The sequence below is a fragment of the Sinorhizobium meliloti genome (genome assembly GCF_017876815.1).
GTDB classification, from domain to species: domain Bacteria; phylum Pseudomonadota; class Alphaproteobacteria; order Rhizobiales; family Rhizobiaceae; genus Sinorhizobium; species Sinorhizobium meliloti.
On the sequence record NZ_JAGIOS010000003.1, the window covers coordinates 177,854 to 204,235 of the forward strand.

The 26,382-nt window shown below is 58.8% G+C and carries 21 protein-coding genes; 15 read left to right on the forward strand and 6 right to left on the reverse strand.

The window, feature by feature from the left end; translation table 11 throughout:
* Positions 1-2: 2 nt before the first annotated feature.
* The gene (locus JOH52_RS27390) at positions 3-2,141 is read right to left on the reverse strand and encodes a TonB-dependent siderophore receptor (protein WP_017265787.1); all 2,139 of its coding nucleotides are present in this window, start codon (positions 2,139-2,141) and stop codon (positions 3-5) included.
* 304 nt (positions 2,142-2,445) lie between these two features.
* Here JOH52_RS27390 and JOH52_RS27395 point away from each other — a divergent pair, with 304 nt between their 5' ends.
* The 5 genes from JOH52_RS27395 to JOH52_RS27415 are packed head-to-tail and all read left to right on the forward strand — an operon-like array spanning position 2,446 to position 7,427.
* A complete protein-coding gene (locus JOH52_RS27395) occupies positions 2,446-3,441 on the forward strand; it encodes an iron-siderophore ABC transporter substrate-binding protein (protein ID WP_013845622.1) in 996 nt (331 codons plus the stop codon).
* Entirely contained in the window at positions 3,438-4,484 is a 1,047-nt protein-coding gene (locus JOH52_RS27400) for a FecCD family ABC transporter permease (protein ID WP_014531406.1), read from the forward strand. The genes JOH52_RS27395 and JOH52_RS27400 overlap by 4 nt, the downstream gene beginning before the upstream one ends.
* Positions 4,481-5,518, forward strand: coding sequence for a FecCD family ABC transporter permease (locus JOH52_RS27405; protein ID WP_010967922.1), 1,038 nt, complete (start codon positions 4,481-4,483; stop codon positions 5,516-5,518). The genes JOH52_RS27400 and JOH52_RS27405 overlap by 4 nt, the downstream gene beginning before the upstream one ends.
* Positions 5,518-6,360, forward strand: coding sequence for an ABC transporter ATP-binding protein (locus JOH52_RS27410; protein ID WP_014531407.1), 843 nt, complete (start codon positions 5,518-5,520; stop codon positions 6,358-6,360). The genes JOH52_RS27405 and JOH52_RS27410 overlap by 1 nt, the downstream gene beginning before the upstream one ends.
* The gene (locus JOH52_RS27415; protein WP_017265786.1) at positions 6,357-7,427 is read left to right on the forward strand and encodes a DUF2218 domain-containing protein; all 1,071 of its coding nucleotides are present in this window, start codon (positions 6,357-6,359) and stop codon (positions 7,425-7,427) included. The genes JOH52_RS27410 and JOH52_RS27415 overlap by 4 nt, the downstream gene beginning before the upstream one ends.
* 467 nt (positions 7,428-7,894) lie before the next feature.
* Here the strand turns inward: JOH52_RS27415 and JOH52_RS27420 are convergent, their stop codons facing one another.
* The gene (locus tag JOH52_RS27420) at positions 7,895-8,953 is read right to left on the reverse strand and encodes a YeiH family protein (protein WP_014531408.1); all 1,059 of its coding nucleotides are present in this window, start codon (positions 8,951-8,953) and stop codon (positions 7,895-7,897) included.
* A 204-nt stretch (positions 8,954-9,157) separates the two neighbouring features.
* On the opposite strand from JOH52_RS27420, the gene JOH52_RS27425 reads away from it, so the two are divergent.
* The gene (locus tag JOH52_RS27425; protein WP_010967918.1) at positions 9,158-10,039 is read left to right on the forward strand and encodes a LysR family transcriptional regulator; all 882 of its coding nucleotides are present in this window, start codon (positions 9,158-9,160) and stop codon (positions 10,037-10,039) included.
* 43 nt (positions 10,040-10,082) lie between these two features.
* Here JOH52_RS27425 and JOH52_RS27430 read toward each other — a convergent pair whose 3' ends face one another.
* Positions 10,083-11,147, reverse strand: coding sequence for an FAD-binding oxidoreductase (locus JOH52_RS27430; protein WP_014531409.1), 1,065 nt, complete (start codon positions 11,145-11,147; stop codon positions 10,083-10,085).
* A gap of 438 nt (positions 11,148-11,585) precedes the next feature.
* Here JOH52_RS27430 and JOH52_RS27435 point away from each other — a divergent pair, with 438 nt between their 5' ends.
* From JOH52_RS27435 to JOH52_RS27450, 4 genes are all read left to right on the forward strand, one after another.
* Positions 11,586-12,668, forward strand: a complete 1,083-nt coding sequence (locus JOH52_RS27435) for an amidohydrolase family protein (RefSeq protein WP_010967916.1) — start codon at positions 11,586-11,588, stop codon at positions 12,666-12,668.
* Between the two features lie 11 nt (positions 12,669-12,679).
* A complete protein-coding gene (locus JOH52_RS27440) occupies positions 12,680-13,033 on the forward strand; it encodes a Rieske (2Fe-2S) protein (RefSeq protein WP_010967915.1) in 354 nt (117 codons plus the stop codon).
* Between the two features lie 19 nt (positions 13,034-13,052).
* Positions 13,053-14,522: a betaine-aldehyde dehydrogenase gene (gene betB / locus JOH52_RS27445; RefSeq protein WP_014531410.1), complete on the forward strand. Its 1,470-nt coding sequence runs from the start codon at positions 13,053-13,055 to the stop codon at positions 14,520-14,522.
* Positions 14,523-14,715: 193 nt separating this feature from the next.
* Positions 14,716-15,717, forward strand: a complete 1,002-nt coding sequence (locus JOH52_RS27450) for an ABC transporter substrate-binding protein (protein ID WP_014531411.1) — start codon at positions 14,716-14,718, stop codon at positions 15,715-15,717.
* Positions 15,718-15,905: 188 nt separating this feature from the next.
* Here JOH52_RS27450 and JOH52_RS27455 read toward each other — a convergent pair whose 3' ends face one another.
* The gene (locus tag JOH52_RS27455) at positions 15,906-16,796 is read right to left on the reverse strand and encodes an alpha/beta fold hydrolase (RefSeq protein WP_010967912.1); all 891 of its coding nucleotides are present in this window, start codon (positions 16,794-16,796) and stop codon (positions 15,906-15,908) included.
* A 100-nt stretch (positions 16,797-16,896) separates the two neighbouring features.
* On the opposite strand from JOH52_RS27455, the gene betI reads away from it, so the two are divergent.
* Positions 16,897-17,508 carry a choline-binding transcriptional repressor BetI gene (betI, locus tag JOH52_RS27460; RefSeq protein ID WP_010967911.1) on the forward strand — a complete coding sequence of 204 codons (612 nt, stop codon included), beginning with the start codon at positions 16,897-16,899 and terminating at the stop codon, positions 17,506-17,508.
* A 143-nt stretch (positions 17,509-17,651) separates the two neighbouring features.
* On the opposite strand, the gene JOH52_RS27465 is transcribed toward betI, so the two are convergent.
* Complete coding sequence (locus JOH52_RS27465; RefSeq protein ID WP_017265782.1) at positions 17,652-18,680, reverse strand: GlxA family transcriptional regulator; 1,029 nt, start codon at positions 18,678-18,680, stop codon at positions 17,652-17,654.
* 52 nt (positions 18,681-18,732) lie between these two features.
* Between JOH52_RS27465 and JOH52_RS27470 the strand changes: the two genes are divergently transcribed.
* Positions 18,733-19,278: a cysteine hydrolase family protein gene (locus JOH52_RS27470; protein WP_013845613.1), complete on the forward strand. Its 546-nt coding sequence runs from the start codon at positions 18,733-18,735 to the stop codon at positions 19,276-19,278.
* A 567-nt stretch (positions 19,279-19,845) separates the two neighbouring features.
* Here the strand turns inward: JOH52_RS27470 and JOH52_RS27475 are convergent.
* Complete coding sequence (locus JOH52_RS27475; RefSeq protein ID WP_014531414.1) at positions 19,846-20,790, reverse strand: LysR family transcriptional regulator; 945 nt, start codon at positions 20,788-20,790, stop codon at positions 19,846-19,848.
* A 116-nt stretch (positions 20,791-20,906) separates the two neighbouring features.
* On the opposite strand from JOH52_RS27475, the gene JOH52_RS27480 reads away from it, so the two are divergent.
* From JOH52_RS27480 to ade, 3 genes are all read left to right on the forward strand, one after another.
* Positions 20,907-22,709: an adenine deaminase gene (locus JOH52_RS27480; protein ID WP_010967907.1), complete on the forward strand. Its 1,803-nt coding sequence runs from the start codon at positions 20,907-20,909 to the stop codon at positions 22,707-22,709.
* Positions 22,710-22,756: 47 nt separating this feature from the next.
* Complete coding sequence (locus tag JOH52_RS27485) at positions 22,757-24,157, forward strand: NCS2 family permease (protein ID WP_010967906.1); 1,401 nt, start codon at positions 22,757-22,759, stop codon at positions 24,155-24,157.
* Between the two features lie 72 nt (positions 24,158-24,229).
* Entirely contained in the window at positions 24,230-26,017 is a 1,788-nt protein-coding gene (ade, locus tag JOH52_RS27490) for an adenine deaminase (RefSeq protein ID WP_014531415.1), read from the forward strand.
* Positions 26,018-26,382 lie beyond the last annotated feature (365 nt).

The window sequence follows — 26,382 nt, forward strand, 5'->3', positions numbered from 1 at the left end:
CCTTACCAACTCTGGCGCAGGGTCGCGAGAATGCTGCGCCCGGGATTGTAGTAGACCGCCCCGGAGTCCTTGCTCGCGACGTGTTTCTCGTCGAACAAATTGTTGACGTTCAGCTGGAACGTCGTGTTTTCCTGAATCTTGTAGGTGAAGGCTGCGTCGAAGACGACTGCACTCTCCGACGATGTGGTGTTAGTGATGCTGGTGTAATAGGCGTCCGTGTAGCGAGCCCCGAGCCCGAACAACATGTCGCCCCGCGCGCCGTCGCCCTCCAACGTGTAAGTGCCCCACACCGAGGCCATATTCTTGGGAACACGCATCAGGCGGTTGCCATCATTTGCGCCGCCAGGTTCTTCGATCTTGGAATCGATGTAGCTGTAGGCGGCAATCACGCTGATATTGTTGGTTACTTCCGCCTTGGCTTCGAGTTCGAAACCACGATGTCTGACCTTTTCGACGGTTTGCGGCAGATAGGTGACCTGATCAAAAACGGTAATGTTGCCCTTCGTCAGGTCGTAGACGGACGCAGTGAACATGGCCGGAAAGGCATCCGGACGATATTTGATCCCGACTTCATACTGCTTACCCGTCGTAGGATCGCTACCTGCGGCAGGTGGCGCGGCCGACTCGGCGTAGCTGATGTAGGGCGCCAGTTCCTCGGTAACCTTGTAGCTCGCGCCGATCCGCGTCGTAAATTCCCTGTGGTTGCCAGCCCGCCTGGTGCCTGCAAGGAGATTTGTCTCGCTAAGATCAAGCCAATCATTGCGCAAGCCAAAGCTCACGGTGAGCTTATCGAAGAAGGTCAAGTCCTGCTGCAGATAAATGGCATTGGTCTGCTGGTCGTTGTTCGTGCTGGCATAAGGCGCCATCGCGCCCGGCCCGCCTGAATAGATCGGGTCTTCCCAATCGATTGAAGGCGCAGGCGCGTAAAAGTTGGCACTGTCCGACTCGTATTTGTTGTAGTCGGCACCGAAAAGTGTTCGACTTTCCACATTGTCGAGACTTGCTTCGTAAACCAGGTGCGCATCGATGACGAATTGTTCGGTCGATTTCTCGTTTCCGAAGAAATAGCGACCCGCCACGGTCGAGCCATCGGTTGGTGTGCTCCCGATATAGGCACTGCCGAACCCGTCGTTCAGGTTGCTGTAGCGGGCGTTGGAACTGAAACTCAAGCCGTTGCCGAAATCGTGGTCGAAAAGGACGCTGTAGCTATTGCGGTTCGTCTCGCTGAAGTAATAGTCCGGTTCCCCAAAAAACTGATCCCTGTCGAAATCAGTCCCGAGCGGGTGGCCACCGCTACCGGGAACTCCGTCCTTGTCGAGGTGGTCGAAGATAAATGTCAGACTCGTCGCGTCAGTGGGGCGCCACGTCACGCCGCCCATGACGAAGTTCTCGTCATCCTGAGAATAATTATATTCCGCATCCGAGCGCTGAAACTTGCCGGTCAAACGGTACGATAGGGTTTCGTCCGCTGTGAGGTTGTCACCGAAATCAAATCCCAGTTCCTTATGTGAAAACGAGCCGCCAGTGCCATAGACTTCACCGAAACGATCGCTCTTCGGTGTTTTCGTGACATAGTTTACCGATCCACCGGGTTCCGCCGCTCCAAAGCTTGAGGAGCTGGCGCCCTTCAACACCTCAATGCGCTCGAAAGCATAGGGCTCTTCCCTGACCCCTGCAAAGGTCCTGCCGATCGCCAAGCCGTCGCGATACGTATACGGAGTAAAGCCGCGAATATCGAAGTAGTCATAACGGTCGTCCGAACCATAAAAGTCGGTCACCACCCCTGCCGTGTATTGTACGACTTGCTCGATTGTGTCGGCGGCGCGTTCCTCGATTTCTTTGGAGGTGATGACGGAAACCGAGGCAGGGGCTATCAGGATATCGGTCGGCATCTTGCCGGCGCCGGTCGTTTCTGTGGCGATGATCGACTTTGAATCTTCATCCGTATTGAGAAAGCTTCCGCCGCCAGCGCCGTGCGCCACAATCGTCTCCAGCACCGTTGTGTCGCCTTCAGGGACTGCGTCCTGTGCAAACGAGAGAGCAGGCGTTAAAGCAAAAAATGCTGTGCAGCCCAACAGAAATGCATTTCGTGAACGAAGCGGCAATCTCGTTGGCCAGGGGCCGGTCTGATCGATGTCCATGTTCATGTTCCAATTGACGTAAGTGCTGAAAGCGGGCCTCAAACCCCTTTGAGGTCGCCGAACTGCATCGCGTCTGGCCGTCCGCTAAGCATGAAAGCTTCGCTCAACCGACCCCGGCTTGAAGTCGTTGTCCCACGAACCGCTATTAACTGGAGCCGTTTTGTCTAGTATTGTATGTTTCCCCGGTTTTGTACGATTCGCCGGAAATCTCCACGCACTTTCTGGATATCGGCTGCTTTGCCGTTGACGCCGTTTAATTAAGCTGAGAATGGGGGTCAACTTAAACGTTGAATGGAGTGTGGCGATGAGGCTGTTTCGTTTCGCCGTACTGGCAGTCATAGCCCTTCATTGGGCAGACCGGCACGGCACTGTGTTCGCTGCCGAGAGTACTTCGTATCCCATCACCATCAAGCATGCCTTCGGCAACACCATCATCGCAAAGAAGCCGGAGCGTGTTGCAACTGTCGCCTGGGCGAACCATGAAGTGCCGCTGGCTCTTGGCATCGTTCCGGTTGGAATGGCGCGCGCGAACTTCGGCGACGACGACGATGACGGCATTCTGCCATGGGTCGACGCACGGCTCGGTGAACTCAAGGCTGAAAAGCCGATGCTTTTCGACGAGGGCGATGGTATCGATTTCGAGGCGGTCGCCGCCACGCGACCGGACGTCATCCTTGCGGCCTATTCGGGCCTCAGCCAGGCCGACTATGACACGTTGAGTGATATTGCACCTGTCATCGCCTATCCGCAGGCTCCCTGGTCGACCGACTGGCGCGAGACGATCCGGTTGAACAGCGCCGGCCTCGGGATGGCCGCGGAAGGGGAAGGGCTTATAGCCAGCATCGAGGCTGAGATCGACCTTGCGCTTGATGGACATCCCGAACTCAAGGGCAAATCGGCGATGTTCATTACCCATCTCAGCTCATGGGACCTCAGCGTCGTCAATTTCTACACGACGAACGATACGCGCGTCAGGTTTTTCGGCGATCTCGGGCTTATGTCGCCGAAAAGCGTGGTGCAGGCGTCACAAGCCGGAAGGTTCTCAGGTTCCGTCAGCGCCGAGCAGATCGATGCTTTCGACGATGTCGATATTCTCGTTACTTACGGAGACGGGATGCTTTTCGACGCTTTGAAAGCCAACGCGCTGATGATGCATATGCCCGCCGTCGCTCGAGAATCAATTGTCATGCTAGGCAACAACGCGGTCGGTAATGCCGCAAATCCCACGCCACTGTCCATCAGATGGGTCCTGAAGGACTACGTGAAGCTGCTCAGCGAGGCAGCCAAGAAGTCGCAATGACCGCCGGGATTATCAAGACATCGGACGGGCGTTGGTCGCCCGTGTCCCGTTCCAACAGAATGCGAAGTCTTTGGCTTGCAGCGCTTTTCGCGCTCGTGATCGTCTTGCTTGCCGCCTCCGTTACGGTCGGCACGCGCAATGTCGGGTGGGACGATGTCGCCGCGGCAATGGGCGGTGCACAGAATAACATCGATCGCGCGTCGGTTGCTTTGCGCATTCCGCGGACCGTGTTGGCCCTGCTTGCCGGGGGCGCTCTCGGCTTGGCCGGAGCGATCATGCAAGGCGTGACACGCAATCCGCTTGCGGATCCCGGCATTCTCGGCGTCAACATGGGGGCATCTCTCGCGGTCGTCGTCGGCGTCGCCTGGTTCGGGATGTCGTCGTTATATGCGTACATCTGGGTGGCGATCCTGGGTGCCGGATGCGCCGCGATCTTCGTCTACGCCATAGGTTCGCTGGGCAGAGGCGGCGCGACCCCTCTGAAAATGGCGCTCGCAGGGGCGGCAACGTCGGTCGCATTTGCGTCCATGGTTATCGCCGTCGTGCTGCCGCGTGGCGATATTGCAGGCGGTATTCATTCCTGGCAGATCGGTGGTGTTGGCGGCGCGACTTACGAGCGGATCCTTCCCGTATTGCCGTTTCTGCTTGTAGGATTCGTGATCAGCCTGTTGTCGGCCAGAAAACTCAACTCTCTTGCACTCGGTGACGAGCTGGCGACCGGGCTCGGCGAAAGCGTCGCAACCGCGCGCGCCGTTGCTTCCCTCGGCGCCATCCTTCTCTGCGGTGCGACGACCGCCATATGCGGGCCGATCGGCTTTCTCGGGCTGGTCGTACCACATCTCTGCCGCCTCTTGGTTGGCGTGGACCATCGGTGGCTGCTGCCTTTTTCGACGCTCGCAGGCGCGTGTCTCCTGCTCGCGGCGGACGTTCTCGGGCGAATCGTCGCGCGCCCCGCAGAGATCGACGTAGGCATCGTCACCGCGATGATCGGTGCGCCATTCTTCATCTGGATCGTCCGGCGCCAGCGTGTGAGGGACCTGTGACAGCTCCCTCGTCCACTCTTGCTGTCGTGATCGCACACCGACGCAAAAGAGCGCGCAGGCACCATGCCATTATCGCAACGTTGCTGACCCTTGTCGCAGTGACCTTCGGCGTCACCTTGTCGATTGGGCAATCCATCACGCCGCCGAGCGATGTTCTGCGTGTACTCCTCGGTGAACCGGTTCCGGGCGCATCCTTCACGGTGGGGCAACTGAGATTGCCACGCGCCGTGCTGTCGATCCTGGCAGGCTTATGCTTTGGACTGGGCGGCGTGGCGTTTCAGGTCATGTTACGCAATCCGCTCGCCAGTCCCGATATCATCGGGATTACCTCCGGCGCTGGGGCGGCTGCCGTTTTCGCCATTGTAGTCCTGTCCATGACCGGTCCGATGGTTTCGGTTATCGCTGTTGTAGCGGGGCTTGGCGTGGCGCTGCTCGTCTATGCCCTTTCCTTCCGCAACGGGGTCGCCGGTACCAGGTTGATCCTTGTCGGTATCGGCGTTTCCGCGATGCTGCAGAGTGTTATCGCCTATATCCTTCAATCGGCGCCCGCCTGGAATTTGCAGGAAGCGATGCGTTGGCTTACTGGCAGCGTCAACGGCGCTCAGCTTGGCCAGGCGCTGCCGCTTCTGCTTGCCCTCATCTTCTTCGGGGGGCTACTGCTCGTTCGCGGTCGCGATCTCGAGACACTACGGCTGGGCGACGATACGGCGGCCGCTCTTGGAACGAGAGTCTCGAATACAAGGATGCTGGTGATTGTAGCGGCGGTCGGACTGATCGCATCGGCGACCGCGGCATCGGGACCGATCGCCTTCGTCGCTTTCCTGTCGGGACCTATCGCCGGCCGGATCGTACGAAACGATGGCTCGGTGCTGATCCCGTCTGCACTGACGGGCGCCGTTCTCGTGCTTGCCGCCGATTACGTCGGGCAGCACCTTCTGCCGAGCCGCTACCCTGTAGGCGTCGTAACCGGGGCGCTTGGCGCACCCTACCTGTTATACCTCATCGTTCGTATCAATCGGATCGGAGGGTCGTGATGACCGACCATCTGCTCGTCGCCAGCGGATTGACGGCCGGTTATGACAAAACCGAAATCCTGCATGCGCTCGACCTCACCATTCCCCCGCGCAAAATCACGGTGATCGTCGGCGCCAATGCCTGTGGCAAGTCCACGTTTCTCCGCACGCTCTCGCGGTTAATCGCGCCCAGCAAGGGGCAAGTTCTCCTCGACGGCAAATCCATCCACCGGACACCCTCGCGAGATCTCGCCCGGACGCTGGGTCTGTTGCCGCAATCGCCGATCGCGCCGGAAGGCATCACAGTGGTCGACCTCGTCAGCAGGGGACGGCATCCGCATCAAAGCCTGTTTTCCGGCTGGACGCGACGGGACGACGAGGCGGTCGACAGTGCGCTTAGGGCGACAAAGACATTCGACCTTGCCGATCGGCCGATCGACGAGCTCTCCGGCGGCCAGCGGCAGCGGGTCTGGATCGCCATGGCACTCGCCCAGCAAACCGACATCCTGCTGCTCGACGAGCCGACGAGCTTTCTCGACATCAACCATCAGATCGAGGTGCTCGATCTCCTGACCGATCTCAACAGCGCGCGTCGAACTACGGTCGTCATGGTGCTGCACGATCTCAACCTTGCTGCCCGCTACGCCGACCATCTCGTGGCGATTGCCGGTGGGCGCGTGCACATTTCGGGCACTCCGGAAGAGGTGCTCACCGAAGAGACCGTGCGGCATGTTTTCGGCCTTGATAGTCGCGTCATCAGCGATCCCACGTCGGGTCGGCCAATCATGCTACCGATCGGGCGACACCGGATGGCCGTCATCGACGACATGGGCGATGCACCACAAAAGGAGAGGAGCGCATGAACGCAGTTCATTCATTCAAGCTGTCCGGCGTAGCGGTCCCCGGTAGTGCCGCTGACATGCTCGACGAGATCTGCGAGCATTTTGTCGAACATGCCAAGGTCGAACGGAGAGACGACCTGGCGGTGCTGCAGAGCGAGCTAGGTGTCGCGCGCATCAGCATCGAAAACGGGCGCTTGTTGATCGAGCTCGACTGCCCGACGCGTGAAAAGCTGCACATGAGCCGCACGATCCTGGCGGAACATCTTTTCTATTTTGCCGAAGGCCAGCCTTTCGAATTGACCTGGTCGGAACCGACGTCCTTGTCGGTGCTCCCGAGCCTTCATGAGGTGACAGTCGTCTCGGCGCACGACGTCACTCCGCACATGCGTCGCGTGATCTTTTCCTGCGTCGACGTAACGCCCTTTGTGGGTAGCGACATGCATGTCCGACTGCTGGTGCCGCCGAAGGGCAAGCCGCCGGTCTGGCCCGGCTACCGGGAAGACGGCCGCATCGCCTGGCCGGAAGGCGAGAACGAGCTTCTGGTTCGTGTCTATACCATCCGCGCCGTCGATTTGGATCGGAGCGAGTTGTGCATCGATTTCTTGCAGCATCCCGCTCCTGGCGTACCGACTCCGGGTGCAGACTTTGCGCGCGATGCGCAGCCCGGAGACGTGGCCGCCCTGCTAGGGCCAGGCGCAGGCGGTCTGCCAGCGGAGCGATCCATTTTACTAATCGGCGACGAGAGCGCTCTACCAGCCATAGCACGTATCGCGGCCGAAGCTCCGGCTGAAACGCATATACGTGCCATCATCGAGGTTGAGGACAAGGCGGAAGAGCAACCACTTCTGACTGATGGCGTGCTCGACGTGCGTTGGTTGCACAGGGGGAGCTACCCGGGAGATGCTGCCGATATTCTCGTGTCCGAGGCGAAAGCAGCGATATCGGCCGTCGATGACGAGACGTTTGTTTGGGTTGCGTGCGAAAGAACAGACATACGAGCTATCAGGACCTTCCTCAAAGCTCGGCAACATGATCGCAGGAAGATGTATGTCGCTTGGTACTGGGAAAGAGACGTGAAAATCGCATGATGTATGACCAGAAAGGCGAACACCTGCGTCGTCGAGATTCCGAGCCACTTCGTCACTCATCTCGCTATCTCGACTTGTCCGATTGTATGATCGTCGACGGAACGATGGGCTCCAGCTTAGCCTTGCTTGGCTCAGTTCAAGCGGTTGAGTGAGCCAAATGAGATCACAGCATTTCAAAGAGCTATGGCGATCACTTTGTCGGTTTGGCGCAGATTTTGCTCATGATTCGTGGATAAGCTTCTGTTTGCGCCAAACTAAGAGAGTCTGTTGCGTGTATCACTAGCTCGTAGGAGTGTTTGAAATCAGTATGTCCTGCCGAACGGTGCCCTGAAGGCCTACCTTTAAGGCTTGGCTACCGAGAAGCGTGGCCGCGGAGACGTTTCCCGAATTGTTCTTTATACTTGGGTAGTCCGTACAGGGCCTCTCCAATGGGCGTTGCGCAGGGTGAAAGCCGCGGCTCAAATCGGCTATCCTCTGTACCAGAGAAGGCCGACCACGATGAAGGCCGCAAGAAATGCGGTTGCCAGCAATGCGAGCGTGACATGTGACGGTCTGATGCTAGCGAACTCCTTTACGGACGTTTTCAAGCCGGCGGCTCCCAGCGCAATTAGAAGTAACCAACGCGAAAGATCGTTGGCGACGTCGCCTGCTGCCGCCGGCAGAAATCCCATCGATTTGAGGGCCGCGAGGAATGCAAATCCCAGGACGAAACCGGGTATCACCTGGCCCAATTTTTGTGGCTTCTGACCGGCGCCTGCTCCCAACACTGTGACCATGATCAATACGGCAATTATCGTTGGCGCAAGCAGGCTTACGCGAACAATCTTGACGAGTGTCGCAATCTGACCAGTCTCCTCCGACATTGCGAAGCCGGCACCTACGACCTGAGCAACATCGTGGATCGTTCCACCGATGAACACGCCGGACTCTTTAGCGTCGAATTGCAGATGGGACGCGAGCACCGGATAGAGCACCATCGCTGATGTCGACAGGAGTGTTATTGCCACAATCGTCAAGGCGAGATCCCGGTCGCTGTTCTGTCGCGGAGGAAGAACGGCATTTAAAGCTACAGCCGCTGAAGCTCCGCAGATGGCGACGGCTCCTCCCGTTAGCAGTGACAGTCGCCAATCCATGCCGGCGAACTTACCGACAATAATGGCGAACAAGATTGTGCAAGCAAGCGCGGTAGTAACCAGGCAGAGCAGGCTAACGCCCAGGTCGCTCAATACCTCCAACGACACCCGTGCACCCAACAGTGCCACGCCGAAACGAAGCACAGCGCGGCTGGCAAAATGGATGCCTGGAACGGTCCTGGCACCGCTTTCCGACAAAAAGTTGAGAGACATGCCCAACAGAAGCGCCATCAAGGTCGCCGGAGCCCCATAGTGCTCGGAAAGAAATTGAGCCGAGATTGCGATCAACACTGCCACGGCAAGGCCGGGAAAATACGATACTACGCGTGTCCTTAAGTTCTGGGTTGGGCGAGGGATATCGCTCGTGGCGACTTGTTCAGTTCGATCGCTCACGGCTCAACCCTTAGCTCGGGCACTAACGGTGTCGTTCTCGCTGAAGGCCGGGAGTCTGAAATTGTGGCAGTCAGGCTCGACGCTGAACATTATTTTCTCCCGAGACGTGTGGGTCGGAACTCGAAGCGACCCCGAGATGACAACATTTCTTTGATGTGATAAACGCGCTCAAAAGCAGATATTAATCGCCATTTGCGATCGAAGATGAATCTGGACCTGATCGACACTTTCCTTGACCTACTCGAGACCGGCAATTTCAATCGAACTGCCGAGCGGCTGGAAACGACGCAGTCCACCATCAGCGGGCGCGTCAAGGCGCTCGAGCAAGCTGTCGGGGCGAAGCTTTTTCAGCGCGGGCGGGCCGGAGCGATCCCGACGCCGTCCGGGCTTCGATTTGAGCAGCATGCGCGGTCTCTGAAGGCTGGCTGGGCCCATGCCCGCCGGGATATTGGCGGGCTGGAGCGCTACGAAGGCTCGCTACGGGTCTCCGGACAGTTCAGCTTGTTGCGCACGCTCTTCCTGGACTGGATCGGCGAGCTGCACGCAACCAACAAGCGCGTCGCGCTGCACCTCGAGGCGGACTATTCGACGCAAATCATCTCTGATCTGGCCAATGGCGCAATCGACATTGGAGTCGTGTTCGCTCCGAAATTCCTTCCTGACCTCAGCATCGAGGAGATTGGTGCCCAGAGGCTGGTGATGGTATCCACCGAATTCGCGAACGTGGGCAATGTCACCGCCGACCGGTATATTCGCGCATCCTACACGGCTTACATTGAGCGTGCTCACGCCGAGCTCCTGCCCCATCTCGCCCATCCGGCTCTGACCGTGGGCTATGAGGAATTGGCCGTTGGCATTATGAAACGTTTCGGAGGCACAACCTACCTTCCGGAGCATGCCCTCGATTATCTCGCAAGTTCCGGTGTTTCGGCCAAAGTCGTTGAGGACGCTCCCGACATTCACCAGCCAGTTTATGTGGCGACGCAGAGGCGTCGCAAACACGATCCGTTAGTGCACCGTGCAATTCTTGCGCTGAAAAGCGTTGCAGATCGCCATTTTAAGATTTCGAAGGTGAAGGATGCCTGAGGGCCGGCCTCGGATCTTCAATCGATCCCACAGGCGTCCGTTCTCATGCGTCGATGGATACGGAGCCCATTGGGCGGCTGCAGCAGGCGAGGACAAATCCCTCTGACCTCTCGCACGCCGACAGTCCGCCAAGATCCTGCATGTCCACCATTCCCTGTGTCAATTTCACCTTGCAGCTTCCACAAACTCCCTGGTGACAGGAACTCTCAATCCAGATGCCAGAGTTCAGTGCTGCTTCCAAGATTGTTTCCCCTGGCGCGCAGGTTCCGTGTTTGCCAGAGAGTGAAAAGTATACCTCGTCACCTAACTTGTCCGGTTCTTCGATCGGAATCCTCTCGCCGAAGCTCTCCTCGTATACTGCCCGGATCGGCACCTCTGCCGCCATGGCGCGAGCGGCTTTCATAAAGCCCTCCGGTCCGCACATGAAAATCTCGCGTTGCGGAAGGTCCGGAACAAGCGACTGCATTAAAGAGGCACTTATCGTTCCCATCCTCCCACGGAAGCAAGTTTCTTCGCCGGTTTCGCCCACCACCATATGAACCTTGATGTTGGAAAAACGCCTGGCGATGAATTCGAGCTGATCTCGAAAAATAATGTCCTTCGGGGTACGTGCGAAATGGACGAACTCGACGTCGACCTGATCGACGACGTCGGTGATGTATTGCAGCATCGACATTACCGGTGTCACGCCCGAGCCGCCGGAGAGTAAAAGCGGCTTCCGGGAGGGAATGTCAAAATAGTTGAAGCGGCCGGCTATGTCGGCAATTTCGACGGACATACGGGGGCGCATGTGGTCGTTCAGCCAGTTAGACACCAGCCCGCCAGGCACGCGCTTGACGGTAATCTGGACGTTGTGAGGACGGGTGGGCGTTGAACAGATGGAATAGGCGCGGGGGCAGAGCTTACCTTCGATCTCGAATTTGAAGCTGATATATTGCCCGGGTTTGAAATCGAAGCTCCTGCTCTGGCTGTCTTCAAACACGAACGTTTTGCTATCATGCGTCTCGTCGATCACGGCTTTGCATACCAATGTTGCCGGACCTCCGCGGTAGCATGGTTGCTGGTTGGCTGCGGAAAGGGAGAAGGGAAAGCTTGCTTCCATAAGCATAAAGGGCACCTCTGACTCTGTGCCACAGTTATATCAAGCTCCGCAAAGTGGATTGAGCGGGGCAAAACCCTCTTTTCAATCGTAAAATGCGATCATTAGGGGGTTAATTGCGCCACAGGCCGGGCAAACGTGCCCCAGGCACTGACCGCGTCGACATCATAATGAAATACGACTGCCCGGAAAGAAGCGCCAGGTCGTCGGAACGCTCCCCCCGTGAGCTGTCGTGAGGTCTCACGGGATTTTTTGCAGCGTCTTGCCCACGAAAAGGCCGACAGCGAGAGCCAATCACGCGTCCCAGGAACGCTCCCGTAGTTCGATCGCAGTTTACGATCAATAACCCAAGTTTGTCGCCGTTTATCGATTGAGCAATTTGTTGTCCTATGTCGCTGCGTCATTCACGCGCATCGAGTTTCGACCCACTTGGGGAGGGAGAATATCTTGTTCATCGTCGATAGCGATTGCCATAACTACTGGTGCAGCGCGACCGTCCTGGAGCCGTACATGGACGGCTTCTTCAAGGACATGTTCGTTCGCGGCGAAAAGACTGGGCCACGCGGCGCATTTCCGCACGGCCATCGTCCCTGGTTTCATCCAGAAGGATTTTCGCGGCATGACGTCAACCCGGTCGAGGAAGACGACAATTACGCGATCATGAAGGAAAAACACCTCGATAAGTACAATATCGATGTGGCGATTCTAACCGGCGACGAGCCGATCGAAGCGTCTACTTTGGCAAACGCCCATTATGCCAATGCGCTCTGTAGGGCGTACAACGACTACATGATCGATTACTGGCTACCGAAGGACAGTCGGTTCTGGGGGTCGATCATTGTTGCCCCGCAGGACCCAAAACTGGCGGCCGAGGAAATCCGACGTCTCGGCTCGCATCCGCGAATTGTCCAGGTTCTGGTAAGCCATGGCGCCCAGCGGCCCTACGGCGACCCATTCTACCATCCCATTTACGAGGCTTGCGCCGAAATGGGGCTGCCGTTCGCCATGCACCTTGGTGGTCAGGGTGGTGTGAACTCGACGCCTATCGGAGCAGGACCGTCGACGTTCTTCTGGGAAACCCATGCGATACTTCCACAGTCCGCAATGACGCATATGGCTTCCCTGATCGCCCAAGGCGTCTTTGAGAAATGGCCAAGCCTCAAAGTCGTGATCATCGAGTGCGGGGTGGCATGGGTGCCCTCGGTGCTATGGAGACTGGACGCCAACTATAAGGCACTGCGCAAGGAGACACCCTGGTTGAAGCGGTTGCCCTCGGAGTATTTCAAAACGAACATTCGCATGTCGACCCAACCACTCGAGCAGCCGGAAAATGTTCAGCATCTTTGGGCAACCCTGGAGGCGATGGACGGGGAAAACACACTGCTGTTCGCGTCCGACTATCCGCATTGGGATTATGACGACGTCACGAAGCTGCACATTCCCCCTGCCTGGCGCGAGAAGGTACTCGGCCTGAACGCGCTCGACGTTTACCGGCGCATTCCCCGGCCGGCCGCGATCGCAGCAGAGTGAGGGGGCGGGCAATGGCTTCAAAACAGTTTGCATGCAAGGCTTCGGAGGTTCCTGCCGATGCTGCCAAGATCATCAAACTCGGCAATTTGTCGCTTGGTATCTTCAGGGTTGGGGACGGATATCACGCGCTTCTGAACGTGTGCCCCCACAAGGGAGCAGCGCTTTGCCAAGGACCCGTTTGCGGGACCACGAAACAGACGGACAAGGCGGAGTTTGTTTATGAGCGGGCAGGTGAGTTGGTCCGTTGTGCTTGGCACGGATGGGAATTCGATATCCGGACGGGCGAGTTCCTGGTCGATCCCCGTGTGAAAGCCCGCACATTCCCGGTTTCCGTCGAAAGCGAAGACATCTTCGTTCACGTTTAGCGAAAAAGAGGCGTCGCCTATGCAAAGTTACCAAATTCGCGAAATGGCGACGCCGCTCTGTCAGCCGGCCGCTTCACATTTTATCGACGGCACCTTTATTGAGGATCGCACCGGTCCTGAGATCCTCTCCGTCAATCCGGTGGATGGTGAGATCATCGCCAAATTGCACGGGGCGACTTCCTGCATCATCGAGAAGGCAATTGCCTCGGCGAAACGGGCGCAGAAAGAATGGGCTCGGAAAGAGCCGGCGGAGCGGGGTCGCGTCCTCAGTCGCGCCGCTGACATCATGCGGGCGCGAAACAGGGAACTGTCGGTTCTCGAAACGCGCGATACAGGCAAGCCAATTTCTGAAACACTGGTGGCGGACGCCGCTAGCGGTGCCGATTGCCTCGAGTATTTTGGCGCAATCGCGGCGACACTTTCGGGAGACAGCATCCAGTTCGGAGAAGATTGGGTCTACACACGGCGGGAGCCGCTTGGGGTCTGTCTCGGAATAGGGGCCTGGAACTACCCCATCCAGATTGCGGCCTGGAAGGCAGCCCCCGCGCTTGCTTGCGGGAATGCCATGATATTCAAGCCGTCGGAAGTGACCCCATTGTCAGCGCTCAAGCTCGCGGAAATTCTGACTGAAGCGGGGCTTCCTCCTGGCGTTTTCAATATTGTGCAAGGTGCCGGTGATGTTGGGGCTGAGCTCGCCACCCATCCGGCGATCGCCAAAGTCTCCCTCACCGGCTCGGTCAAGACTGGCGCGAGGGTCGCCTCGGCCGCCATGGCCGGCATCCGGCCAGTAACGATGGAGCTTGGTGGAAAGTCTGCGCTGATCGTCTTCGACGATGCAGATGTTGAGGCAGCCGTCAGCGGCGCAATTCTCGGGAATTTTTATTCGGCCGGCCAGATCTGCTCAAACGGTACGCGCGTTTTCCTGCAGCGCGGAATAAGGGAAGCGTTCCTTGCGCGCTTGCTGGCCCGGGTCGCGGCTTTGAAGATTGGTGATCCGATGCACGAGGAGACCGACATCGGGCCGCTAGTCAGCGCCGCCCATCGCAACCGGGTTGCCACATACGTCGCCCGCGCCGAGGTTGAGGGAGCATACCAGATGACGCCTCCGCGCAAGCTTCCACCAGGGGATGCCTGGCACGAGCCCGTAGTCTTCACGAATGTTACGGATTGGATGACGCTTGCTCGGGAAGAAGTGTTCGGTCCGGTCATGGCCGTCCTGGACTTCGATGACGAGCAAGATGTCGTCGCAAGAGCCAATGCAACGGACTTCGGATTGGCAGCAGGCATATTCACGAGAGACCTCGTTCGTGCCCATAGGTTGGCGGCTGAGCTCGAAGCCGGAACCGTGTGGATCAACGCTTACAACTTGACGCCAGCTGGCATGGCGTTCGGCGGAATCAAGAGATCAGGCATCGGGCGCGAAAACGGGCGTGTCGCGATCGACCACTATACCCAGCTCAAGTCTGTGTTCGTCAGCATGCAGACATAACACGAGAATTGACACGGTCGACGGCCCAGAACCTCAGCCAATCGGCCGTTTTCTCATACGCGAATAGGGGCCCGGCGTTCGAGCAGTCTCCCGAGGGGGAGGAAGGGTTCGTCAGGGTCCTATTACGGCCACAGCGGCAGCGGTCACGCTGTGAGGCCGAACGAGGAGAGGCCGCAGTTCAAGGGGAACCAGAATGTTTGGTAAATTGCTCGCACCTGCCTGTTTTGCAGTTGGCCTTACCAGCCTGACACAGGGTGCTTTCGCGGAGGAATGTGGCGACGTCGTTATCGCCAATATGAATTGGCAGTCGATCGATGTCCTGGCGAATATCGACAAGATCATTCTTGAAAACGGATATGGGTGTTCGGCGGAAATCACCATCGGTGACACCGTTTCGATCATGACGTCGATGATTGAAAAGGGAGAGCCGGACATAGCACCGGAAGCGTGGCTCAATGCTTTGCCTGAGATTGTCTCGAGAGGCATCGCCGAAGGGAAGCTGATATCGGCTGGCAACGCCCTGAGCGATGGCGGAATCCAGGGCTGGTATATCCCAAAGTACATTGCCGACGCTCACCCGGAGATCAAGACGGTTTCCGACGCGCTGAAGCACCCGGAACTCTTCCCGGCTCTAGAGGACAGTTCCAAGGGCGCAGTCGTCAACGGTCCATCAGGTTGGGGCGCATCGACTACAACCAGCCAGCTTTACAAGGCTTACGACGGGGACGCCAAAGGCTTTGTGCTGGTTGACCCAGGCTCGGCGGCGGGTCTGGACGGTTCAATCGTCAAGAACTACGAACGGAAGATCGGCTGGTTCGGCTACTACTGGTCACCCACTTCGTTGCTCGGCAAATACCCAATGGTCAAGCTTGATTTTGACGCGCCACACAACGCAGCGGAATGGAAACGTTGCAACACGGTGGTCGATTGCGAAGATCCGAAGGTAAACGATTGGCCGACCGATAAGGTGGAGACACTCGTCACTCGCGAGTTCAAAGAGCGTGCCGGTGCGGCGATGGATTACCTGAAGACGCGGCGCTGGGATAACGCAACGCTGAACAGCCTCTTAGCCTGGATGACCGACAACCAGGCGACGGGCGAAGATGCTGCAAGATACTTCCTGGAGAAGAACCCCGAGATTTGGACAAAGTGGCTTTCTCCCGAGATCGCGGAGAAGGCGAGATCGTCGCTCTGACTTGTAAAACCACGATCCGCCGGCGGTTGTCGGCGGATTACCCTTTTTGTCAGTCTCTAAACCCGCCGACCGCCACGACACCAAGCTGCAGCTTTACGACGATGAGGCGAGCTTTTGGTGATCTCGGCGCTCCGCCGAGATCATTTCACTTCCGACTTTTCCCTTAACGGCGTAACCTCGTTCGAATGTCACTCCGACAGGAATGAATTGATTAGTTCGGCCGCCTTTTCGGGCCGCTCCCAAAACATATTGTGACCAGCGCCTGGGAAGGTTTCAAACCGAGCTTTAGGAAACGCCGCCTTTAGTTTCGCTTGCTGCGGCGCGTTCATCAACTGGTCTTGATCCCCCCAGAAAATCATGACCGGCGCTTTGATCAAAGACGATATCTTCCCGAGATCACCTGTCGTCGTACCCCACAGGACACCCTTCCAAACGTGGATGGGCACGGCAGCGCTCTCTTCACGCTCAGGCTTGATGAACCTCTCGTCAACCGGGTTCGGGTTCCAGTACCAGTCCGTCATAAACTTGCCGTTTGGATCGATAGGCGGCTGGAGCGGCTTGATATTATCCCAAAGCCAAGTGCCAGGTCCGCCGCCCGTGTTGAGTGTCGAAGAGATCAAAACGACCTTTCTGACCTTCTCAGGGTGCTGCGCCGCCAGCATCTGAACGGCCAGCGATCCCAGCGAATGCCCGACCACGTCGGCCTGCTCAATCTTCATCGCCTCCAAAAAAAGGAACGCGTCGTTTGCGAAATCGAGATACGTGTAGCAGCACTCCGGGGCGCTCGATTTCCCATGGCCGCGAAGGTCGATGGCGTAAATATGATGGTTCTTCAGATACGGGGCGACCAATGACCAGCTTCGCGAATTATCAGTATAGCCGTGAATGAGCAGTAGGGGCTTCCCTTCGACGTTGCCCATTTCGGAGTATGCCAGCTTGATGCCGTTTGGCAGGTCTACGGTCTTCTTGGCCGCCGCCCATTCCGTTTGCGTCGGAACGGGAATTTCCGTCGCGAATCCAGGCCCGGCCGCGAACAGCAAACCGACTGCCAATGCCAATTTTAGGATGGTGGTTGTCATCGTTCTCCCTCATATTCTTACCCACTGGTCTGCATACTGACCAACTGGTCAACACTTGAACTCGGCGCTCGATTTGTCAATAACGATTCAGGAGCATGTGATGGCACTTACAAAAATCAGCGATATCCGGAGGCGGGAACTGCGGCGGGCCGCCGTGGAAGTCATGAAGCGTGAGGGCGCCGCCGGGACGACGTTGGAAAAAGTGGCTCAAGAAGCCGGAGCCTCGAAAGGTATTGTCCTCCACTATTTCCGAAACAAGCAGGAGCTGTTCGAAGAGGCGATGCGCGAGGCCAATGCGGGCCTGAGGGATGACGTCGTGAGACGGCTAAAGAAGGCCCGCTCGCCTATCGAACGCATCTGGGCAATCGTCGAAGCAAACCTTGGTGAAGACGTTTTCAAACCACCCCACGGGCACGCTTGGCTGTCGCTATGCGCTGAGGCTCCGCGAGAGCCGCAGCTGGCAAGATTGCAGAGTATTTTCCATGCGCGGATGCATTCGAACCTCATGTCGGGGTTTCGTTCATTGGTTCCACACTCGCAAGCCGAGCGACTATCCCTGTCAATGTCTGCTCTCATCGATGGCCTCTGGGTCCGGCTGGGCATCGGCGATCGGACTATGACATCGTCAACAGCTACTTCACTCGCCCGCGACCTCTTGACCAACGCTCTCCCGACTATTGCTATTCCGGACGTGACCAAGTGCGAGCAATGAAAATACCCCCGCTGAGAGGTTTCAGCAATCCGAGCATAACCGCCGCTCCGATATGCTGCCAATGAGCATCATCGCGGCTGTTGCTCCGATCGACCGAGAAGCGGATTGTGCTGCTGTCGACGGCGTCGAGCGCGCTGACGTCATCAAGTTCCAGGTGACAATTGATGCGAAGTAAAACGCTGACGATACTCGGCAGGGGTCAGCCCAATGATACGGGTGAAGATTTTCCGAAAGGAGCTCGGATCACTGTAGTGTACTTTCCAGGCGATGGCATCGACAGGATCGCGCGTAAACTGGAGTAGGTCGCGTGCCTTATTGATACGCAAACGCTGGACATACTCGCCGGCCGTATGACCGGTTGCCTTTTGGAATCGCCGCATGAAGGTTCGCGGTTCCAACCCTGCATGCTCTGCCAGCACGGCAAGGCCCATGTCCTTCCCGCCGGTGGCCTGAAGCCAGTGTTGAACCTTCAAGATCGCGTCGTCACCGTGATTGAGACGGGGAGAGAAGGCGCTGTAGTAGCTTTGTTCCCTGCCGGGCGGGTCGACGAGGAAGGCTCTTGCTGTTTCGACCATGATCGTCGGGCCGAGAAAACGCTCGATCAGTATCAGGCTGAGGTCGATCCATGCCATCACGCCGCCGGCGGTCAGGATGTCGCCGTCATCGATGATCAGACGGTCCGTGTTTACATTGATGTCGGGAAAACGCGAGACAAGGTGCTCCTCATAGCTCCAGTGGGTGGTCACGGTGCGTCCCGCAAGGAGTCCTGTCTCTCCCAACAAAAAGGCGCCTTTGCAGATTGAGCACAGGCCCGCGCCCTTCGAATGTTCAGAGCGAAGCCAGTCTGCATAGTACCTCGCCTCCCTCTCCGGTAGCGGATCGCCGAGGCCCGGAGGAATGACAATAACAGTCGGACGGTCACCTAGCGATACGGGATCGGACGAGAAAACCCGTTCAGGCGTGCGTTTACCGGTTGCTCGCGTCCAATGACTTACGCGAAGAGGATGACTGACGCCGTGCCGCTGGCGAGCGATGCCTGCGGCGGCGGTCAGAAGATCAGTCATGCCCAATACAGCCGCGGCTTGAGCGCCGTCGTAACGGAGGATTCCGATCTCCAATGTATCTTCCATGCTGTCCATACCGCCCCTGTATTTGTCAATTATGCCACTCATATGGTCGATCGCGATCTGTTAAATCAAGACATAGTCCTGGAAAGGATATCCTATGAGCAAGCGTGCGATCATCGTCGTTGACCTGCAGAACGACTACCTGGCAACAGGCAAATTTCCCTTGGTGGGCATTGACACAGCACTTGAAAACGCAGCACGCCTCGTCGACGCGGCTCGTCGGTCCGGCGATCTCGTCGTCAATATCCGCCACGAGAGCCCAGCCGGTGCACCATTCTTCGTGTCGGGCACGGAGGGAGCGGAGATAATTCCCAACATCGCTCCGCAGCATGGTGAAGCGGTTGTCACCAAACGATACCCCAATTCATTTCGCGAAACCGAGTTGGCCTCCCTGCTGTCTTCTGCCGGTGTCGATGAAGTGACAGTCATTGGCGCGATGAGCCACATGTGCATCGATGCGACCGCCAGAGCAGCCTCCGATCTCGGCTACAAGACGACGGTTGTTGAAGACGCCTGCGCTACGCGCGACCTCGAGTTCCGAGGCGAGGTCGTGCCCGCCGCGAAAGTCCACGCTGCATATATGTCCGCTCTGGCCTTCGGGTACGGACAGGTGGTTTCGACCCGTGACTATCTGGCAAAGTGATCAATGGTCGACAGCGGTTGAGGTATCCGCTCTCAGCTGATGCCATGCAGCTTGGGCCGGGCAGTAGACCGCGAAGCCTCCTTTGGCGTCATTTCGCACTCTGCCGGAGCCGACCCTTTGTGCTCGCCAGGGGAAACATCCGATATCGACGAGAGACGTCGTCGGGTCTGGCTTGCCTATCGGGCGAGCCGGTCTCGTCTGGCTTCTCCAGGTGCTCGGGCGAGCGGACTGCGACGCCGAGAGCTCGCTATAGCGAATTGCTTGTGTCCGTCGTTGCCTTCCGCAAGTGGTGCCTACGGTGGGACGCCGCTCGGGCGCATCTCGGCTACGCAGGATTGACACAAGCTCCGGGTGTCCTGAGAGTCGACCCGCGGGCTTTCTCAGTCAGTGACCGGGATCTTTTCGCATGGGGCGTGCCGAGGCCGAGTCCCGTCGCCGATGCGAATACCGACATTGACACGCCAAGGCGACGTCGGAGGTCCTTTTTGCCGCTTGGAGACAATGGTGTGGGCGGCATCGGTCGCCTTGGGAGCGAGCAATGCTGATCCCGCCGCTCGACATTTAAAGCTATTCGCGCGCGATCTTCTCGACGAAATAGCGCGGGATCTGGTCCCGTTCGCGTCGGCGGTAGAACTCCATGCAAAACCTCACAAAGGCCTTGAATCGGCGAGAAACGTGCCGGCGCCGCGAATAGATAAGGTTGATTGCCGTTTCGCGCGACCGCCATTCCGAAAGGACGGGCACCAAAAGCCCGCTCTGGCACTCCGTTTCGACAAAGAAGCCCGGAAGATAGGCGATGCCTTGTCCGGCGACGGCAAAATATTTGAGGGTCCAGTAGTCGTTCGCTGTCAGCGCGGCAGTAAGCAGGATTTCCGTCTCCGACCCGCCCGGTCGCGAAAGGTACCACGGCTGCAACCTCGTCGTGCTGCGAAAGATGAGACCCCGGTGCAGCGCCAGTTCGTCTTCGTTTGCCGGTTGATCGTGTTGTGCCAAATAATCAGGGCTGGCATAGAGGCCGTAGGAAGCCGTTGCCAGCCGGCGGCTGACGTAATCAACGTCGGATGGCTCGCCCCAATGGAAGATACCATCCAGCGCCATGTCGGAAACGTCGGTAAACGGCTGGCGGGCGGAGAGGAACACGACGTCGAGGATGACCTGCGGATAGGTCTTCTGGAAGGCGTAAAGCAATTCGGAGGTGACGGTCGTGCCGAACTCGCCCGTTGAGCCGACGCGCAGCGTCCCCGCCACCGCCTTATGCATTTCGGCCATTGCGGTGACCGCATCGTCGCAGCTCGCTCGGATCTTCCGAGCATGGCGCAGGAGTTCCGAGCCGGCATCGGTCAGGTGCAGCTGGTGGCCCTCGCGTACGAACAGCTCGACACCGAATTGGTCTTCCAGTTGGCGGATGCGATGGCTAAGGGTCGACTTCGGCAATCGATGAAGGCGCGACGCTGCCGAAATAGACCTTGCATCCGCTACCTTCACGAAACAGTCGATTACTGAAAGGTCCATTGGTCGTTTCCATTTCGTACAACATGTTGGACGACACGTTCGATAATAGGCCTGGTTCGGCCAGTTGTTCAAACGTAAACCAGCTGGAATACTCCTTTCTGACGAGGGAGGTCTGAATGTCCGACGTTCGAGAATTCATCCGAGCCGCTTCGGGCGGGGAGTCCAAGGCGACCGTGGCTGTTTGCGGCGGCCGGCTGGTCAATGTTGTTTCGGAGGAGATCTATCAGGCTGACGTCGCCATCTACCGCGATCGCATCATTGCGGTCGGTGATATCAGTGAATATATCGGGCCGCAGACGGAGATTATCGACGCGGCGGACAGATATCTCACTCCCGGCATGATCGACGGCCATCTTCACGTCGAATGCTCGAAACTGTCGCTGACGAGCTTTGCCAAGGCAGTTCTGCCACTTGGCACGACCTCGATCGTCTCCGGCCTCGACCAGATCATCGTCGTTGGTGGTCCGGACGCCGCGCGTGAATTCCTCGACGAGGTCAGGCAGACGCCGCTCAAAGTGTTTTGGGGTGCGCCGTGCAAGACGCCCTACACCATGCCGCGCTCCACCGTAGGCCACTATTTCAGCCCGAAGGACCACCGAGATACGCATCATTGGCCGGAATGCGTCGGGATATGGGAGACCGTGCGCGAATTCATCCAGGAGGAGGACGAGGACGTCCTGCAGGCCATAGAGATCGGTCAGGCGAACCGCCTGCCTGTGCTCGGTTGCTGCCCGATGACCCGCGGCGCGCGCCTCAACGGATACATGCAGTCGGGCGTGCGTGCCGATCACGAGAGCTACACCCCCGAGGAAATGCTGGAGAAGCTGCGCGCAGGCATGCACGTCGTCGTGCGTGAATCCTCCATCTCTCACTTTTTGTCCGACAATCTGCGCATCGTCACGGAGATGGGGGTGAAGGCGCTGCGCCGCATCAGCTTCTGCACGGACGATGTGGTAGCCAGCGACATTCTTTCCCGCGGACATCTCGACAACATGGTCCGCATGGCGATGGCCATGGGCATTTCGCCGATGGCCGCCATCCAGATGGCGACGATCAATGGAGCGGAAGCACTGCGCATCGACCACAAGGTCGGTTCGATCTCTCCCGGGCGCACGGCCGACATCCTGATCGTTAACGACCTGCGTGACTTCCGCATCGAGGCGGTCGTGGCAAACGGTACCGTGGCGGCCCGCGACGGGCGTATGGTAGTGAAACTGGTCCCGCCGCAGCGCAGCGCCGGCCTGCTGCGGTCGGTCAAGACTACGCCAGTGACGGCCGCAGACATCGCCGTGCCCTTCACCGGCACGACGCCGTTCGCCGAGGTGCTCGCGATCGCGGTGACGCCGGAGAAGGTTTTCGTGCGCACCCGCCGGGACGTGAGGCTGCCGGTGGTCGACGGAAAGATCCTCGCCGACGCGAGCCAAAACGTACAATACGTGACGGTCGTCGAGCGCTATGGCAAGACGCTGAACCGCCCCGTCGCCTTCGTGTCGGGCTTCAATCTGAAATCCGGCGCCATCGCCAGTTCCACGGCCCCGGACGACAACAACATCATTTGCATCGGTGCCGATCCCCAGGACATGGCGATCGCTATCAACCATCTCGTCGCCAATAATGGCGGTCAGGTCGTTGTCGATAAGGGCGAGGTCGTCGAATTCCTGCACTTGCCGATCGGCGGCATCGTGTCTGACATCGATCCCGCGGAGATGGCGGCGTTCGAATTGCGCCTGGACGAGGCGGCGCGCAGGCTCGGTTGCGATCTGCCCTGGCCGTTCATGTACATGTTCGTGCTGCAGATCACCGCCATCCCCGATTATGCCATGACCGATCTCGGGGTCGTCGATTGCGTCAATCTGCGGATCATTTCGCCGCTGGCCCCGGATGGGCCTGCCAAGGCGAACACGCTTGCGGCGGAGTAGGAGATCCGTCAAGCGACTCGATGATGTTCAAAATGGGGAGGAACACTATGAACTATCAGTCGAAAGTCGCGGGAGATCCCGCCAGCCCGGAGAAACCCGGGCCCGGCGGCGCCATAGACCGCCTATTTGAGGTCACCCGCAGCGGATCGACGATCCGCACGGAAATCATCGCCGCCCTGACGACGTTCCTGGCGGCGTCCTATGTCATCGTGGTCAATCCCGCAATTCTCCAGAATGCGGGCATTCCGTTTTCCGGAGGGGTCACGGCCACGGTCCTGGTCAGCTTCATCGGCAGCTGCGCCATGGGGCTTTACGCGCGCAGTCCCATTCTCGTCGCGCCCGGCATGGGCATCAACGCCCTGTTTGCCTACACGATGGTGATGGGGGCGAAAGTGCCGCTGGAGATCGCTCTCGGCTGCGTGTTCTGGGCCGGCGTTCTCTTCACTATCCTCGCCATACTCAACCTGCGCACGGCTGTCATCGAGGCGGTCCCGAAGGACCTGCGCTACGGAATTGCTTGCGGCATCGGTCTGTTCATTGCACTGATTGGCCTGGAGAATGCCAAGTTCATCGTCGCCAGCCCAGATACGATCGTCGCCCTGACCCAGTTCACGCCGGTCACGCTCACCTTCATCGCCGGCTTCATCATCACGGCTGCCCTGGTAGTGCGCCGCATACCAGGCGCAATGATGACTGGCATGATCATCACCACCGTGCTTGCGATACCGATCGGTCGCCTGTGGGGAGACGGCAGCGCCTTTGCGGGTGGGACGCCGGATGTCCAGACGCTCGTCAACTGGAGCGGCCTGTTTGCCGCGCCCGATTTCAGTTTCGTCGGCAGGATCGATCTTCTTGGTGCCCTTCAGGTCGCCTATGCACCGTTCATCTTCGTCTTCCTCTTCACCAACTTCGTGGAGGCGCTGTCGACTTTCTTGGGGCTCGCGGAAGCGGCCAACCTGAAGGACGAGAGTGGGATGCCACGCAACATCAAGGAATCGATGCATGTCGACGCCGTCGCGGCGCTGATATCCGCCCCGCTCGGCACTAGCCCGGCAACGGTCTACCTGGAATCGGGCGCCGGCATCGCGCAGGGTGGGCGGACTGGCCTCGTCGCCTTTATTGCGGGGCTCCTATTCCTGCCGTTCCTGTTCCTCTCGCCGCTCCTTTCGCTGGTGCCGACGATTGCCACGGCGCCCGTCCTCATCCTCACGGGCCTCTTCATGTCGGCGCCGATGGGGCAGATCAACTGGGCGGACATGGAAGACGCCATCCCGGCCTTTCTCGCAATCGTGCTCATTCCGCTGACGTTTTCGATAACTCTCGGCCTGTCGCTTGCCATCATCGCCTTCGTTATGATGAAGCTTGCTCTCGGAAAGGTTTCCGAGGTCAAGCCCGTCATGTGGTTCGTCGCCGTGCTTGCCGCGATGCTGGTGATGCAGGTTCAATGATCTCATCCGGTGGTGTCGCGTAGCGGCGCCGCCGGTTCGTATCGGTGCTTGGATTAGGAAGGATCGGCAGAAATGCTGCAGCCATGGTCTGAAATCGCACCACGCCTCGTAGATGTCGCTATGGGGCGGAAGCCAGCGGATTTGGTCGTCCGCAACGGCAGGTGGGTGAACGTCTATTCCGGGGAAATCGTGCCGGGCGCCGATATCGCGATCGTCGGGGGCCGCTTCGCTTATGTCGGTCCCGACGCCGGCCACACAATCGGGGAGGGGACCAAGATCGTCGATGCGGCCGGCCGCTACCTCGTCCCCGGTCTCTGCGACGGGCACATGCATGTCGAAAGCGGGCTGGTAACGGTGACCGAGTTCGCCCGCGCCGTCATTCCGCACGGCACGACGACCATGTTCGTGGACCCTCACGAGATCGCCAACGTGCTCGGCATCGCCGGCGTGAAGCTGATGAACGACGAGGCGCAGACCCTGCCCGTCAACATCTTCGTGCAGGTTCCGAGCTGCGTCCCCAGCGCGCCGGGGCTAGAGAATGCCGGCGCGACGCTGAGCGCCGCGGACGTGCGCGAAGCCCTTGCCTGGCCCAACATTATCGGGCTCGGCGAGATGATGAACTTCCCCGGGGTTGCTGCGAACGATTCCAAGATGGTTGCCGAAATCGCCGCAACGCGGGCCGCAGGCCTGACGGTCGGCGGTCACTATGCCTCCCCGGACCTGGGCCGCGCCTTCCATGCCTATGCCGCCGGCGGCCCGGCAGACGACCACGAGGGAACCACCGTCGAAGACGCGATCGCGCGCGTTCGGCAGGGCATGCGGTCCATGCTTCGTCTCGGCTCGGCCTGGTTCGACGTGGCCGCACAGGTCAAGGCTATTACCGAACGGGGCATCGATCCACGCAATTTCGTGCTCTGCACGGATGACAGCCACTCCGGCACACTGGTCAGCGATGGCCACATGAACCGCGTGGTGCGCCACGCCATCTCCCAGGGCCTGAAGCCGATCACCGCGATCCAGATGGCGACACTCAACACCGCGCAGCACTTTGGCCTGGAGCGGGATCTGGGCTCGATTGCCCCGGGACGCCGCGCCGATCTCATCGTGACCTCCGATCTGACCGCCTTGCCGATAGAGATGGTGTTCGTCCGCGGTCGGCTTTTGGCGGAGAAGGGCGTGCTGGTTGCCGACATTCCCGCCTACGACTATCCAGCGAGCGCCAAAAACACGGTGAAACTCGGCAAGAGGCTTGCCCCAACCGACTTTGACATTTCTGCGGCCGGATCGTCGGAAGTCGAGGTGCGGGTGATCGGCGTCATCGAAAACCAGGCCCCCACCAAAGCCTTACAGCGCCGACTGCCGGTAGAATGCGGCGTAGTGCAGATGGATCGCGCCAGCGACGTGTGCCAGATCGCGCTGGTGGAGCGCCATCGGGCGACCGGCGGCGTGATCAACGCCTTCGTCTCCGGCTTCGGTTACGACACCCATTGCGCCATGGCCTCAACGGTCGCCCATGACAGCCACCATATGATCGTCGTTGGCACGAATAAGGCTGACATGGCGCAGGCCGCGAACCGACTGCAGGAGGTGGGCGGCGGTATTGTGCTCATTGCCGGCGGGCGTGAACTCGCTCTCGTCGAACTGCCAGTCGCCGGGCTCATGTCGGACCAGCGCGCGGAAATCGTGGCGGAAAAGGCAAGTCGTCTCGTGGAAGCCATGCGTGCCTGCGGCTGCAAACTTAATAATGCCTACATGCAGCATTCTCTGCTGGCGTTGGTGGTGATTCCGGAACTACGTATCTCCGACGTCGGCCTAATCGATGTCACCCGTTTCGAGACGACCGAGGTGATCGTTCGTTAGTGCGCTACCTCCCATTCGGCGTAGGGTGGTCATTCTCCAGGAACTCTTGTTCCAGAGACCGTTGTTATAAAGGTATGCGCGGAGGAGGGGCGTGAGCGCTGAATGACCGGCTAGTTCGCTGTACGGGCTAAGCAGGCGGTAGCAGCGAATGATCCCTTTGGGTCGAGGCACAGTCGTTGCTGCTCACGCTAGGAAGGCAGTGGTTGATGCGCAAAGGTAGCAGGCCAGGATCCCGGCCCCACGCGCGTGCGACATCCCGGATAAGATAGCGGTGGAAAGCCTCGGCCGATATTTGCTCCCGCTCTTGGAACAAAGCAGAGCACGAAAGTTGGCACTGGGGGAGGACCCCGCATGGCGGACCATCA

Coding starts and splice junctions, on each gene's coding strand:
- JOH52_RS27400 (WP_014531406.1), top strand. CDS start 3,438: ATGACCGCCGGGATTATCAAGACATCGGACGGGCGTTGGTCGCCCGTG.
- JOH52_RS27455 (WP_010967912.1), bottom strand. CDS start 16,796: ATGACAACCACCATCCTAAAATTGGCATTGGCAGTCGGTTTGCTGTTC.
- JOH52_RS27425 (WP_010967918.1), top strand. CDS start 9,158: ATGAATCTGGACCTGATCGACACTTTCCTTGACCTACTCGAGACCGGC.
- JOH52_RS27485 (WP_010967906.1), top strand. CDS start 22,757: ATGAACTATCAGTCGAAAGTCGCGGGAGATCCCGCCAGCCCGGAGAAA.
- JOH52_RS27465 (WP_017265782.1), bottom strand. CDS start 18,680: ATGAGTGGCATAATTGACAAATACAGGGGCGGTATGGACAGCATGGAA.
- JOH52_RS27470 (WP_013845613.1), top strand. CDS start 18,733: ATGAGCAAGCGTGCGATCATCGTCGTTGACCTGCAGAACGACTACCTG.
- JOH52_RS27395 (WP_013845622.1), top strand. CDS start 2,446: ATGAGGCTGTTTCGTTTCGCCGTACTGGCAGTCATAGCCCTTCATTGG.
- betB (WP_014531410.1), top strand. CDS start 13,053: ATGCAAAGTTACCAAATTCGCGAAATGGCGACGCCGCTCTGTCAGCCG.
- JOH52_RS27390 (WP_017265787.1), bottom strand. CDS start 2,141: ATGGACATCGATCAGACCGGCCCCTGGCCAACGAGATTGCCGCTTCGT.
- JOH52_RS27450 (WP_014531411.1), top strand. CDS start 14,716: ATGTTTGGTAAATTGCTCGCACCTGCCTGTTTTGCAGTTGGCCTTACC.
- JOH52_RS27440 (WP_010967915.1), top strand. CDS start 12,680: ATGGCTTCAAAACAGTTTGCATGCAAGGCTTCGGAGGTTCCTGCCGAT.
- JOH52_RS27410 (WP_014531407.1), top strand. CDS start 5,518: ATGACCGACCATCTGCTCGTCGCCAGCGGATTGACGGCCGGTTATGAC.
- JOH52_RS27475 (WP_014531414.1), bottom strand. CDS start 20,790: ATGGACCTTTCAGTAATCGACTGTTTCGTGAAGGTAGCGGATGCAAGG.
- betI (WP_010967911.1), top strand. CDS start 16,897: ATGGCACTTACAAAAATCAGCGATATCCGGAGGCGGGAACTGCGGCGG.
- JOH52_RS27480 (WP_010967907.1), top strand. CDS start 20,907: ATGTCCGACGTTCGAGAATTCATCCGAGCCGCTTCGGGCGGGGAGTCC.
- ade (WP_014531415.1), top strand. CDS start 24,230: ATGCTGCAGCCATGGTCTGAAATCGCACCACGCCTCGTAGATGTCGCT.
- JOH52_RS27430 (WP_014531409.1), bottom strand. CDS start 11,147: ATGCTTATGGAAGCAAGCTTTCCCTTCTCCCTTTCCGCAGCCAACCAG.
- JOH52_RS27415 (WP_017265786.1), top strand. CDS start 6,357: ATGAACGCAGTTCATTCATTCAAGCTGTCCGGCGTAGCGGTCCCCGGT.